Source organism: Mesorhizobium sp. B2-5-7, assembly GCF_006440875.1.
GTDB lineage: Bacteria > Pseudomonadota > Alphaproteobacteria > Rhizobiales > Rhizobiaceae > Mesorhizobium > Mesorhizobium australicum.
This window is the reverse complement of record NZ_VFUO01000001.1, coordinates 937,747-949,490: the sequence shown is the minus strand read 5'-3', so window position 1 is coordinate 949,490 and position 11,744 is coordinate 937,747. Positions and strand designations below refer to the sequence as shown.

Below are 11,744 nucleotides of genomic sequence, written 5' to 3'. Positions count from 1 at the left end.
AAGTTCGCTTCGGGGCAGGACTCGTCAGGTCGTTGAAGAAGGAGAAAACATGTCGCAACTGCTCCATCCCGTCTCTCGCCGTGGTCTCCTAGCCGGGGCCGCCGCCACAGGGGCGCTGATCGTGCTTCATCCCTTCTCCGCCCGGGCGCAGGCCAACCAGGCGCATCTAAGGATCATGGAAACCACCGATATCCATGTGAACGTGCTGCCTTATGACTACTACGCCGACAAAGCCAATGACACGATGGGCCTGTCGCGCACGGCCTCCCTCGTCGACGCGGTGCGCAAGGAAGCCGCCAATTCGATGCTGATCGACAATGGCGACCTTTTGCAGGGCAACCCGATGGGCGACTACATCGCCTATGAGAAGGGCCTGAAGGAGGGCGATCTCCATCCGATCATGAAAGGCATGAACCTGCTCGGCTACGAGTGTTCGACACTGGGCAATCACGAATTCAACTATGGCCTGTCCTTTTTGGACAAGGTGCTGGCCGGCGCCAATTTCCCGTTCGTCTGCGCCAACCTGATCCGGGGTACCGAGCTTGCCGCCAACCCGCGCGACGACAAGCTCTACCTCAAGCCTTACGTAATCCTGGACAAGAAGATCAAGGACGGGTCAGGCTCGGAACAGCCGATCAGGGTCGGCATCATCGGTTTCGTGCCGCCGCAGATCATGGTCTGGGACCTCAAGAACCTCGAAGGCAACGTCAAGACACGCGACATTGTCGAAGCGGCGAGGGCGTGGGTGCCGCGGATGAAGGAGGAGGGCGCCGACATCGTCATCGCGCTCTCGCATTCCGGCATCGACGTCAAGCAGGGTGACATGATGGAGAATGCCTCGTTCTTCGTCGCCGGCGTCGAAGGCATCGACGCGGTCTTCACCGGCCACCAGCATCTGGTCTTCCCCGGCAAGAAAGATTTCCAGGCGCTCGAGGGCGTCGACGCACAGAAGGGGACGCTGCAAGGCAAGCCCGCCGTCATGGGCGGGTTCTGGGGCTCACATATGGGCCTGATCGACCTGATGCTGGAGCGCGACGGGTCGAAGTGGAAAGTGGTCTCGGCGACATCGGAGGCACGGCCGATCTTCGAGCGTGTCGACAACAAGAACAAGCCGACCGTCCCGGACGACAAGCGCATCATCGCCGCTCTCGAGCAGGACCACCAGGCGACGCTCGCCTATGTGCGCCGCCCTGTCGGCAAGACGTCCGCGCCGCTCTATTCCTATTTCGCGCTGGTCGCTGACGACCCGTCGGTGCAGGTCGTCAGCCAGGCGCAAACCTGGTACCTGAAGGACATCTTGAAAAGCACACAGTGGAAGGACGTGCCGTTGCTGTCGGCGGCGGCCCCGTTCAAAGCCGGTGGACGCAACGGCGCCGACTACTATACCGACGTGCCGGCGGGCGACATCGCCATCAAGAACGTTGCCGACCTCTACCTCTATCCCAACACGGTGCGCGCCGTGGAAATTACGGGGGCTCAGGTCAAGGAATGGCTGGAAATGTCGGCCGGCATTTTCAACCGAATCGAGGCCGGGAAGGCCGACCAGGTTCTGATCAACACTGATTTTCCGTCCTACAATTTCGACGTGATCGACGGCGTCACCTACAGGATAGACCTGTCGCAGCCGCCGAAATACGATGCCAAGGGCGGCGTCGCCAATGCCGGTTCCAATCGCGTAGTTGAGCTAATGTTCGACGGAAAACCAATTGATCCGGCAGCGAAATTCGTCGTTGCGACCAACAACTACCGGGCCGGCGGCGGTGGCAATTTCCCTGACATCAATGCCGCGAAGATCATTTACGAAGCCCCGGATACCAACCGCGACGTCATCGTCCGCTACATCGTCAGCCAGGGCACCATCAACCCGTCGGCCGACGGCAACTGGTCGTTCGCGCCGTTGCCGGGAACCAGCGTCGTCTTCGACACCGGCGTCAAGGCAAAGGACTTCATCGCCGATGTGAAGTCGCTGAAGATCGAACCTGCCGGCGAGGGTGAAGCCGGCTTTGCCAGATATCGCATCCTTCTGTGATCAGCCGTCAAAGCTGGATGCGGTCAGCCTTGGAGAGGCCGGCGGCACGAATCGCCCGGCATGACAAGATCCAGCGCATCGATGGAAATGCCGCCGCAAAGGAAGTCGATGTGCGTACCCACGCTACGCCTTGTAGACCACCTGGCGCACATCGATGTAGCTGGCTCGGAAGCCGGCTTCGCAATAGTGCAGGTAGAACTCCCAGAGTTTCTTGAAACGATCGTCGAAACCGAGCGGCACGATTTTCTCCCACGACCCTCGGAAACGCTGGCGCCATTCGGCAAGCGTACGGGCATAGTCTTCGGGGAAAACGCGTTCGCGTAGATGGGCAAGGCCGTGCGCGGCGCCAAGTGATTTCAAGATGGACGGCGTCGGCAGCATGCCGCCCGGGAAGACGTAGCGCTGGATGAAATCCGGCCTGGCGCGATAGGTGTCGTAGGCGGCTTCGTTGATGGTGATGATCTGCAGCCCAGCCATGCCGCCGGGCTTTAGGCAGTCCTTCATCTTGGAGAAGAACACCGGCCAGTATTTCTCGCCGACCGCCTCGAACATCTCGATCGAGGCGATGCGATCGTAGGTGCCCGTTTCGTCGCGGTAATCCTGCAACTTGATGTCGACCTTTTCGGTAAGGCCGGCCTTGGCGATGCGCGCCTTGGCGAAGTCGTGCTGCTCGCGGCTGATGGTCAATCCGGTAACCCGGCAACCGATTTCGCGTGCCGCGAATTCGGCAAAGCCGCCCCAGCCGCAGCCAATCTCCAGCACATGATCTTTCCCGCCTATGCCGGTGTCCCTGGCCAGCGCCCGGTATTTGGCGGCCTGGGCGCTCTCGAGATCGTTGACGCCATTGGCGTAAAGCGCCGAGGAATAGGTCATGCTCGGGTCAAGCCATTCCTTGTAGAAGGCGTTGCCGAGATCGTAGTGCGCCGAGATATTACGCTTCGATCCGGTGCGTGTGTTCTCGTTGAACCAGTGACGGATGCGCTGGACTGTGTTGATGAGCCAGCTGGCGCCGCCGGCAACCCTTTCACCGAAGGCGGAGTTGACCACGAATAATTCCAGGAAGCTGGTGACGTCAGGGCTTTCCCAATCGCCGTCCATATAGGATTCGGCAACACCAATTGTGCCGCCGGAAAAGGCGCGGCCCGGCAGGCGCCAGTTCTTGAGCACCAGTTCGGCATCGGGCCCCGGCGCCTTTCCGCCGACGAGAACGGCGCGGCCGTCCGGCATCCAGACTTTCAGCGAGCCGCGCGGCAGGTTCATCGCCGCCGACAGCACCATGCGCGCCTTGGCCGGCAGGCCCTTGACGATCTCGGCGAAATTGAACTCGTCGAGCCTGACCGCGTCGCCCGGTGCTATGCCATGATGTTCCCCGTGTGTCATTCCAAGCCCCTGGATCTCCGTGGTGCCGGCGCGATCGCCGAGCCGCGGTTCTCTTGGTTCATCCGCCGGGTTCGAACGCCATTGCCTGGTCCCGGTAGCTTGCGGATCCGGCGACAGGCGGGCTCGAACGAAGCGCGCGCCCCTTAACCAGAGCTTCAGCGCTTCCCGATGAATGCCTGCGCCAATCTTCCACGCCATGAGGCGGAACTTCAAGAGGCATGCCAAGAGCTGGACTGTGCCACGCGGGCGGCTGGCATCCGCCGCCTTGCGGCAGGCTGCTGCCCGAAATCGAAAACGTCTATGGCAGCCGCGGCGCTAGTGCGATAGCTTTAGCCATGCGTTATGTGATTGTCATTGCCGCCATCGCGTTCTTCCTGATCTGGGACGGTCTCTACAATCAGGGCCGGTATCTCGACGTCACGGTCAGGGAACTCTCCCATGTCGTGCGCTACGTCACCGGAAAAGCCTGATATCCCCTCTTGAGATAGCAGCCTGGCGCCTCATTTGAGGTGCTCACCGGTGTGAGACGAGGTCCAGCCCGATCGAGGCGCGTCGCAAGGACGCGTGGCGCCATGACCGGTTGACGCAAAGAGACCGCCGTCACAAAAGACCCCGACATTTCAGATCGAGGAGGCGGGATTGATCCGGCATATCGTTTTCTTCAGCGCGCGCCGCAAGGAAGATGTGGAAGCAGTTCGCACCGGACTGCTGGCGCTTGGGGACATTCCTCATTCCAGTCTCTTCGAGGTCACGTTGAACACCAAGGTCGACCCGCTGTCGGATGAAGTGGATGTCGTCGTCTACGCGGAATTTGCCGATGACGCGGCGCTGGCAGCCTACAAGTCGCATCCGCTCTATGCGCAGACCACCAGCAAGGTCAAACCATTGCGCGAGCTGCGCTATTCCGCTGATGTCGTGGCTGGAAGCTGATCCCGTGCCGGGATAGCCTCATGTCAAGTCCAGTTGCGGCGGAAGGGAAAGTCCACGACTGTTTCAGGTGGTTGTTGCGGGGCCGCCGCCGGCGGCATTGCGATCAAGTCTTGAACCGATCTTCCGAATGATGCACATCGCGCTTCCATGACCTCGTCAGGCATTCATCCGCTCGATCATCTGGTTCTGCCGACGCAGAGCCTCGATGTGGCGCGTGCCCGGCTCAACGCCCTTGGCTTCGTCGTCGCTCCGACCGGCATCCATCCGTTTGGCACGGAAAACTGCTGCGTTTTCCTCGCCGATGGCACCTATCTGGAGCCGCTTGCGATCGGCCGTGAACAGGCTGCGACAGAGGCGGCTGCCGAGGGCAATGTCTTCGTTGCGCGCGATCGCCTCTATCGCGAAAGTCGTGGCAACGAGGGATTTTCCGCGGTGGTGCTTGGCACGGACAATGCCGATGACGACCATGAACGCTATGTCGAAGCGGGTCTGTCGGCGGGAGACAAGCTGAGCTTCTCCCGAGCCTTCACCGACACGGCGGGCAAAAGCGATACGGCGTCGTTCAAGCTCGCCTTTGCTGCGGCTCCCGGCCAAACGGACGCATTTCTTTTTGCCTGTCAGCGCATCAACGCGCCGAGAGTAGACCGAGGAGCCTTGCAGGCTCACCCCAATGGGGTCGACGGAATTGTCGAGGTGGTTGCAATCAGCAGCGCTTCCGCCGAGCAGCATCGGCTGATTTCAGTGGCGGTCAATGATCAGGCCGCCGATGCGCACGACGGCGTCTTTCATCTGCCGAACGCGGCCTTGACCGTGCTGGAGGCCGCCGCTTTCACGGCGCGCTTCGGCATACCGGCCGGTACGCCATCAGAATTGCACTTCGCCGCCGTGGTTTTTTCGATCCGCGACATTGGCGCCACCGCAGGCCTGCTTGCGGCCAATGCCGTCCAGCACGATATGTCGGGCAATGACATCATCGTGCGGCCGGCATCCGGGCAGGGCGCGGCTTTCATCTTTCGGGAGATCCCATGAGCAACCCCCTGGCGCCCAATTCGTCAGTAACCGTCGGCAACGTCGTCTTCGACAATGCGGGACCCCTGGCGCTGATCGCCGGCCCTTGCCAGTTCGAATCGCGCCAGCATGCCTTCGACATGGCCGGCACGCTGAAGGAGCTGACCGGCAGGCTCGGCATCGGCCTCGTCTACAAGACGAGTTACGACAAGGCCAATCGCACCTCGTTATCGGCAACGCGGGGTGCCGGCATGGATGCCGCGCTTCCCGTCTTCGACGAGTTGCGCAAGGAATTCTCGCTTCCCGTGCTGACCGATGTCCACACCGAGGAACAGTGCGCGATCGTGGCGCCGCATGTCGACGTGCTGCAGATTCCGGCCTTCCTGTCGCGCCAGACCGATATGCTGGTCGCCGCCGCGAGGACGGGCAAGGTCATTAATGTGAAGAAGGGGCAGTTCCTCGCGCCCTGGGACATGAAGAACGTCGTCGCCAAGATCACCGGCTCAGGCAATGCCAATGTGCTGACCACCGAGCGCGGCGCTTCTTTCGGCTACAACACGCTGGTGTCGGATATGCGGGCGCTGCCTGTCATGGCCGAGATCGGCGCCCCGGTGATCTTCGACGCCACCCATTCGGTGCAGCAGCCGGGCGGGCAGGGCGGATCGTCTGGCGGGGAGCGCCGCTTTGTCGAGACGCTGGCCCGCGCGGCCGTTGCCGTCGGCGTTGCCGGCGTCTTCATCGAGACCCACCAGGACCCCGACAATTCGACTTCCTCCGACGGTCCCAACATGCTGCCGCTAAAGGATATGCCGGCACTGCTGGAAAGGCTGATGGCCTTCGACAGGATTGCAAAGGGCTGAAAAGCCAATGTCGTAGCGGATAAGCCCAGTTGTAGGCTCGTCCGGTAAATGAGCGCTTTGGCAAGAGGAAGCCAATGTCCGTTGCCCGCGTCACCGAAATCACCTCGTCGTCCAGGAAAAGCTTTCAAGACGCCATCGAGAAGGGAATTGCGCGCGCCGCGAAGACCCTGAAGAACGTCGAAGGCGCCTGGATCCAGGACCAGAAGATCGTCGTCGAGGATGGCAAGATCGCGGCCTATCGCGTCAATATGAAGGTGACTTTCATCCTCGCGGAGTGATTGGGCAGCCGCCAAAAAAGTCGGGAACTTTCGCCCGCGCCCCTCATTGTCAAAGTGCGGATTAACGACAACGAGGAGCAAACAATGACGACGCAAACAGGCCACACCGAAGCCATTGCCGCTTCGCGAGTCATCGGCACGACCGTCTACAACACCCAAGGCGACAGCATCGGCAGCATCGAGGACGTCATGCTCGACAAGACATCGAACGGCATCATGTTCGCGGTGATTGGATTTGGCGGCTTTCTCGGCATTGGCGAGAAGTACCACGCCATCCCCTGGGCAAGCCTCGACTATGATGAGGCAAGGGGCGGCTATGTCATACCCTTCTCCAAGGAACAGCTGAAGGCAGCGCCCGCCCATTCCATCAACGAACTGGCCGGCGCGGATGGCGAGAGCGCGCGCGACGAGTCATACGAATACTACAAGGTCGCGCCCTACTGGCATTGACGCCACAATCGAAAAAGGGGGTCGTTTCCACGGCCCCCTTTTTGATTCAAATGCAACGCTACTCGCTGATGTGCAAAGCCGGCAAAGACGCAATAGCCTTTGGCGGCGACTGCTGGTTGTCGCATGACGTCAGGAACGCCGCGGCGATCAGGAACAGACTGACAATACCGCTCAACTCAGACATGGCGAACCCCTCCTGTTTCGCCCCGCGATAACATTCCTAACCCGAAATGCGCGTCCGGTGGCATGACTTATGATGACAGGAAATTGCGCTTCGTGAATCGGGCGGGCGGCACTATTCGATCAGGCCCCGATTGCCTTTTGCGTCGCTTTGGCTAAGACGGGCGCGACGTTTTCTCCAGATCAATCGAGGACATCGCAATGACCGCCATCATCGACATTGTCGGGCGTGAAATCCTGGACAGCCGTGGAAACCCGACCGTCGAGGTCGATGTTGTTCTCGAAGACGGTTCGATGGGCCGCGCCGCGGTGCCGTCGGGTGCCTCCACCGGCGCCCACGAAGCCGTCGAGCTTCGCGACGGCGGCGCCCGCTACCTTGGCAAGGGCGTGCTCAGGGCCGTCGAGGCGGTCAATGGCGAATTGTTCGAGGCGATCGGCGGCATGGAAGCCGAAAACCAGATCCATATCGATCAGACCATGATTGAGCTTGATGGCACGCCCAACAAGAGCCGGCTCGGCGCCAACGCCATCTTGGGCGTTTCGCTGGCGGTCGCGAAGGCCGCGGCCGATGCAGCCGGGCTGCCGCTCTACCGCTATGTCGGCGGCACCAAGGCGCATGTCCTGCCCGTGCCGATGATGAACATCATCAATGGTGGCGCGCATGCCGACAATCCGATCGACTTCCAGGAATTCATGATCCTGCCGGTCGGTGCGCCGACGCTGCGCGAAGGCGTGCGCTGGGGCTCGGAAATCTTCCACACGCTGCGCAAGAAGCTGAAGGATGCCGGCCACAACACCAATGTCGGCGACGAGGGCGGCTTCGCCCCGAACCTGAAGAGCGCGCCGGTGGCGCTCGACTTCATCATGGAATCGATCGAGAAGGCCGGATTCAAACCAGGTGAAGAGATCGCGCTCGGCCTCGATTGCGCCGCGACCGAGTTCTTCAAGGACGGCAACTATGTCTATGAGGGCGAGAAGAAGACGCGCGATCCCAAGGCGCAAGCCAAGTACCTCGCCAAGCTCGCGGCCGACTATCCGATCATCTCGATCGAGGATGGCCTTGCCGAGGACGATTGGGAAGGCTGGAAGTACCTGACCGACCTGATCGGCAAGAAGACGCAGCTCGTTGGTGACGATCTCTTCGTCACCAACACGGCGCGCCTGCGCGACGGCATCCGCATGGGCGTCGCCAACTCGATCCTGGTCAAGGTCAACCAGATCGGCTCGCTGACCGAGACGCTGGATGCGGTCGAGACCGCGCACAAGGCTGCCTACACCGCCGTCATGTCGCACCGTTCGGGCGAAACCGAGGATTCGACCATCGCCGATCTCGCCGTCGCCACCAATTGCGGGCAGATCAAGACCGGCTCGCTGTCGCGCTCCGACCGCATGGCCAAATACAACCAGCTGATCCGCATCGAGGAAGAACTCGGCAAGCAGGCGCATTATGCCGGCAAGTCCGTGATCAAGGGCTGATCCGGCCGCACATCGTTGATACGGAGAGGGCGGGACATCCCGCCCTTTTTCATTTCAGGCCGGCATGGCGGTCTCCCGTAACCGTCCGTTAAGCACAATCAGGCGAAAAAGACTTCTAGCCGTTTGAGTTCGCGGCACGGGGAATCGGTCATGTGGACGCGTCAGCATAAGCAGAGAAACACCGGCCGGCTGATCATTCCCTCGCTGTGCGTGCTGTTCCTGGCTTATTTCGGCTTCCACGCCTATCACGGTGAATTCGGCATCAATTCGAAATACAAGCTTGAGGCCGAGACGGTTGCGTTGCAGGGTCAGCTCGATGCGATCAAGGCACGCAGGATGGAACTCGAGCGGCGCGTCAAGCTCATGCATGACGGCACGCTGGAGAAGGACATGCTCGACGAGCAGGCGCGCAAGGCACTCAATCTGTCGCAGGCCGACGAGATCACCATCATGCTGCCGGCTTCGGCGAAGTAACCAATTTCAGGTTAATCACCAATATTTTCAATGATTTTAATTGCTTAGGCGCATGCCAGCTATGCAATTTCGACATGGCGGAACGCCTTTCTACGTGTTAGCCTCCCATAAATCGAAGGGGAGGGCGATCTCCCCGGAGCAGTTTGATCTTGCTCCAGTGTCCGCAAAGAGACGCCAACAGGGAGTGATGCATGGCCACCGCAGCCAGAAAAGCGCCTGCCAAATCGAAATCCGACGGCAAATCCGGTCTATCAGCACCCAAGCCTGTTGACTTCACCAAGGACGAAGAGCTTGCCGCTTACCGGCACATGCTGCTCATCCGCCGCTTCGAGGAGAAGGCCGGCCAGCTCTACGGCATGGGCTTCATTGGCGGCTTCTGTCACCTCTATATCGGCCAGGAAGCGGTCGTCACCGGCATGAAGATGGCGCTGATCGACGGCGATCAGATGATCACGGCCTATCGCGATCACGGCCACATGCTGGCGATGGAGCTGTCGCCGCGTGGCGTGATGGCCGAGCTGACCGGACGCCGCGGCGGCTTGTCCAGGGGCAAGGGCGGTTCCATGCACATGTTCTCCAAGGAGAAGCATTTCTATGGCGGTCACGGCATTGTCGGTGCGCAGGTGTCGCTTGGAACAGGTCTGGCCTTTGCCAACCGCTACCGCGACAACAACAATGTGTCGCTGACCTATTTCGGCGACGGCGCCGCCAACCAGGGCCAGGTCTACGAAAGCTTCAACATGGCCTCGCTGTGGAAGCTGCCGGTGATCTACATCATCGAGAACAACCGCTACGCCATGGGCACCTCGGTGTCGCGCTCTTCGGCGGAAACCAATTTTTCGCATCGTGGCGCGTCGTTCAAGATTCCGGGCATCCAGGTCGACGGCATGGATGTGCGTGCGGTGAAGGCGGCTGGCGATCTGGCTGCCGAGTGGTGCCGTGCCGGCAACGGGCCGATCATTCTCGAAATGCAGACTTATCGATATCGCGGCCACTCGATGTCCGACCCGGCGAAATACCGCTCCAAGGAAGAAGTTCAGAAGATGCGCTCCGACCATGATCCGATCGAGCAGGTCAAGGCGCGGCTCATCGAGAAGAAGTGGGCGACCGAGGACGAACTCAAGACCGTCGACAAGGAGGTTCGCGACATCGTCGCCGACGCCGCCGAATTTGCCCAGCACGACGCGGAGCCGGATCCGTCCGAGCTCTGGACCGATATCGTATTGTAAGGGAGGGCCAGGACATGCCTATCGAAATTCTCATGCCCGCCCTCTCGCCGACCATGGAAGAGGGCAATCTTTCCAAGTGGTTGAAGAACGAGGGCGACAAGGTCGTCGCCGGCGACGTCATTGCCGAGATCGAAACCGACAAGGCGACGATGGAAGTCGAAGCCGTCGACGAAGGTACGCTGGGCAAGATCCTGATCGCCGCCGGCACCGAAGGCGTCAAGGTCAACACGCCGATCGCCGTTCTGCTGCAGGATGGCGAAAGTTCTGGCGACATCGACAAGGCCTCCAAGGCGGCTCCCGCCTCGACGCAAGACGCGGTGTCAACTGGTGGGCAGCGCGCCGACGCGGCCGAGGAAGGCTCGCAACGGGCGCCGCAGGATGCTGGAGAGGCGCCGAAAGCCTCCGTCCCCGCCGCCCCGGTGGTCAACCTCGCTGCCGATCCGGACATTCCTGCCGGCACCGAAATGGTCTCGACCACGGTGCGCGAGGCGCTGCGTGATGCCATGGCCGAGGAAATGCGCCGCGACGGCGATGTCTTCGTCATGGGTGAGGAAGTCGCCGAATACCAGGGCGCCTACAAGATCACACAGGGCTTGCTGCAGGAATTTGGGCCGCGTCGCGTCGTCGACACGCCGATTACCGAGCATGGTTTTGCCGGCGTTGGTGTCGGTGCGGCGATGGCTGGGCTGAAGCCGATCGTCGAGTTCATGACCTTCAACTTCGCCATGCAGGCGATCGACCAGATCATCAACTCCGCCGCCAAGACGCTCTATATGTCGGGCGGCCAGATGGGCGCGCCGATCGTGTTCCGCGGGCCAAATGGCGCGGCGGCCCGCGTCGCGGCGCAGCACTCGCAGTGCTATGCCGCTTGGTACAGCCACATTCCAGGCTTGAAGGTCGTGATGCCGTATACGGCCGCCGACGCCAAGGGCCTGCTCAAGGCAGCGATCCGCGATCCGAACCCGGTCATCTTCCTCGAGAATGAAATCCTCTACGGCCAGTCCTTCGACGTTCCGAAGCTGGACGACTTCGTGCTGCCGATCGGCAAGGCGCGCATCCACAAGGCAGGCAAGGATGTCACCATCGTCTCCTTCGGCATCGGCATGACCTATGCGGTCAAGGCTGAAGCCGAGCTGCGCGGCATGGGGATTGACGCCGAGATCATCGACCTCAGGACTATCCGTCCGCTCGATCTCGACACCGTCATCGCCTCGGTCAAGAAGACCAACCGGCTGGTCGTGGTCGAAGAAGGCTACCCGCAGAATTCGGTTGGCGACCACATCGCCAACCAGGTCTCGCAGCGCGCCTTCGATTTCCTCGACGCACCGGTCATCACCATTGCCGGCAAGGACGTGCCGATGCCTTATGCGGCGAACCTCGAAAAACTGGCTTTGCCGAATGTCGGCGAAGTCATCGAGGCCGTCAAAGCCGTCACATATCGCTGAACCGG

At 61.0% G+C, this 11,744-nt stretch carries 13 protein-coding genes; 11 read left to right on the top strand and 2 right to left on the bottom strand.

The genetic code is table 11. From position 1 onward, the window contains the following. The first annotated feature begins 49 nt into the window (after nt 1-49). Nucleotides 50-2,029 carry a bifunctional 2',3'-cyclic-nucleotide 2'-phosphodiesterase/3'-nucleotidase gene (locus tag FJ543_RS04635; RefSeq protein WP_140873977.1) on the top strand — a complete coding sequence of 660 codons (1,980 nt, stop codon included), beginning with the start codon at nt 50-52 and terminating at the stop codon, nt 2,027-2,029. A 123-nt stretch (nt 2,030-2,152) separates the two neighbouring features. Here FJ543_RS04635 and FJ543_RS04630 read toward each other — a convergent pair whose 3' ends face one another. Beyond that, nucleotides 2,153-3,409 (bottom strand): cyclopropane-fatty-acyl-phospholipid synthase family protein, encoded by a 1,257-nt coding sequence (locus FJ543_RS04630; protein WP_140619578.1) that lies wholly within the window; start codon nt 3,407-3,409, stop codon nt 2,153-2,155. 335 nt (nt 3,410-3,744) lie between these two features. On the opposite strand from FJ543_RS04630, the gene FJ543_RS32185 reads away from it, so the two are divergent. From FJ543_RS32185 to FJ543_RS04605, 6 genes are all read left to right on the top strand, one after another. After that, entirely contained in the window at nt 3,745-3,879 is a 135-nt protein-coding gene (locus tag FJ543_RS32185; RefSeq protein ID WP_023773660.1) for a hypothetical protein, read from the top strand. A gap of 169 nt (nt 3,880-4,048) precedes the next feature. Further along, entirely contained in the window at nt 4,049-4,339 is a 291-nt protein-coding gene (locus FJ543_RS04625) for a Dabb family protein (RefSeq protein ID WP_015317942.1), read from the top strand. A 147-nt stretch (nt 4,340-4,486) separates the two neighbouring features. Then, nucleotides 4,487-5,368: a VOC family protein gene (locus tag FJ543_RS04620; protein ID WP_015317941.1), complete on the top strand. Its 882-nt coding sequence runs from the start codon at nt 4,487-4,489 to the stop codon at nt 5,366-5,368. Further along, nucleotides 5,365-6,207 (top strand): 3-deoxy-8-phosphooctulonate synthase, encoded by an 843-nt coding sequence (gene kdsA / locus FJ543_RS04615; protein WP_140664385.1) that lies wholly within the window; start codon nt 5,365-5,367, stop codon nt 6,205-6,207. The genes FJ543_RS04620 and kdsA overlap by 4 nt, the downstream gene beginning before the upstream one ends. Nucleotides 6,208-6,281: 74 nt before the next feature. After that, nucleotides 6,282-6,485 (top strand): dodecin family protein, encoded by a 204-nt coding sequence (locus tag FJ543_RS04610; RefSeq protein ID WP_015317939.1) that lies wholly within the window; start codon nt 6,282-6,284, stop codon nt 6,483-6,485. An 84-nt stretch (nt 6,486-6,569) separates the two neighbouring features. After that, nucleotides 6,570-6,935, top strand: a complete 366-nt coding sequence (locus tag FJ543_RS04605) for a PRC-barrel domain-containing protein (RefSeq protein ID WP_015317938.1) — start codon at nt 6,570-6,572, stop codon at nt 6,933-6,935. A 58-nt stretch (nt 6,936-6,993) separates the two neighbouring features. On the opposite strand, the gene FJ543_RS32180 is transcribed toward FJ543_RS04605, so the two are convergent. Further along, a complete protein-coding gene (locus tag FJ543_RS32180; protein ID WP_140619584.1) occupies nt 6,994-7,119 on the bottom strand; it encodes a hypothetical protein in 126 nt (41 codons plus the stop codon). Between the two features lie 197 nt (nt 7,120-7,316). Between FJ543_RS32180 and eno the strand changes: the two genes are divergently transcribed. The 4 genes from eno (at nt 7,317) to FJ543_RS04580 (ending at nt 11,739) form a co-directional block, all read left to right on the top strand. Continuing rightward, nucleotides 7,317-8,591 (top strand): phosphopyruvate hydratase, encoded by a 1,275-nt coding sequence (eno, locus tag FJ543_RS04595; protein ID WP_015317936.1) that lies wholly within the window; start codon nt 7,317-7,319, stop codon nt 8,589-8,591. 150 nt (nt 8,592-8,741) lie between these two features. Continuing rightward, entirely contained in the window at nt 8,742-9,065 is a 324-nt protein-coding gene (locus tag FJ543_RS04590) for a septum formation initiator family protein (RefSeq protein WP_140873975.1), read from the top strand. A gap of 191 nt (nt 9,066-9,256) precedes the next feature. Next, a complete protein-coding gene (pdhA, locus tag FJ543_RS04585) occupies nt 9,257-10,294 on the top strand; it encodes a pyruvate dehydrogenase (acetyl-transferring) E1 component subunit alpha (protein WP_140873973.1) in 1,038 nt (345 codons plus the stop codon). A 14-nt stretch (nt 10,295-10,308) separates the two neighbouring features. Continuing rightward, on the top strand, nt 10,309-11,739 hold the full coding sequence (locus FJ543_RS04580) for a pyruvate dehydrogenase complex E1 component subunit beta (protein WP_140873971.1): 1,431 nt from the start codon (nt 10,309-10,311) through the stop codon (nt 11,737-11,739). The last annotated feature ends 5 nt before the right edge of the window (nt 11,740-11,744 follow it).

Excerpts from the sequence above, each read along its gene's own strand:
- FJ543_RS04610 (WP_015317939.1), top strand. The coding sequence starts at position 6,282 with ATGTCCGTTGCCCGCGTCACCGAAATCACCTCGTCGTCCAGGAAAAGC.
- FJ543_RS04635 (WP_140873977.1), top strand. The coding sequence starts at position 50 with ATGTCGCAACTGCTCCATCCCGTCTCTCGCCGTGGTCTCCTAGCCGGG.
- FJ543_RS04590 (WP_140873975.1), top strand. The coding sequence starts at position 8,742 with ATGTGGACGCGTCAGCATAAGCAGAGAAACACCGGCCGGCTGATCATT.
- FJ543_RS32185 (WP_023773660.1), top strand. The coding sequence starts at position 3,745 with ATGCGTTATGTGATTGTCATTGCCGCCATCGCGTTCTTCCTGATCTGG.
- kdsA (WP_140664385.1), top strand. The coding sequence starts at position 5,365 with ATGAGCAACCCCCTGGCGCCCAATTCGTCAGTAACCGTCGGCAACGTC.
- FJ543_RS32180 (WP_140619584.1), bottom strand. The coding sequence starts at position 7,119 with ATGTCTGAGTTGAGCGGTATTGTCAGTCTGTTCCTGATCGCCGCGGCG.
- eno (WP_015317936.1), top strand. The coding sequence starts at position 7,317 with ATGACCGCCATCATCGACATTGTCGGGCGTGAAATCCTGGACAGCCGT.
- FJ543_RS04620 (WP_015317941.1), top strand. The coding sequence starts at position 4,487 with ATGACCTCGTCAGGCATTCATCCGCTCGATCATCTGGTTCTGCCGACG.
- FJ543_RS04605 (WP_015317938.1), top strand. The coding sequence starts at position 6,570 with ATGACGACGCAAACAGGCCACACCGAAGCCATTGCCGCTTCGCGAGTC.
- FJ543_RS04580 (WP_140873971.1), top strand. The coding sequence starts at position 10,309 with ATGCCTATCGAAATTCTCATGCCCGCCCTCTCGCCGACCATGGAAGAG.
- pdhA (WP_140873973.1), top strand. The coding sequence starts at position 9,257 with ATGGCCACCGCAGCCAGAAAAGCGCCTGCCAAATCGAAATCCGACGGC.
- FJ543_RS04630 (WP_140619578.1), bottom strand. The coding sequence starts at position 3,409 with ATGACACACGGGGAACATCATGGCATAGCACCGGGCGACGCGGTCAGG.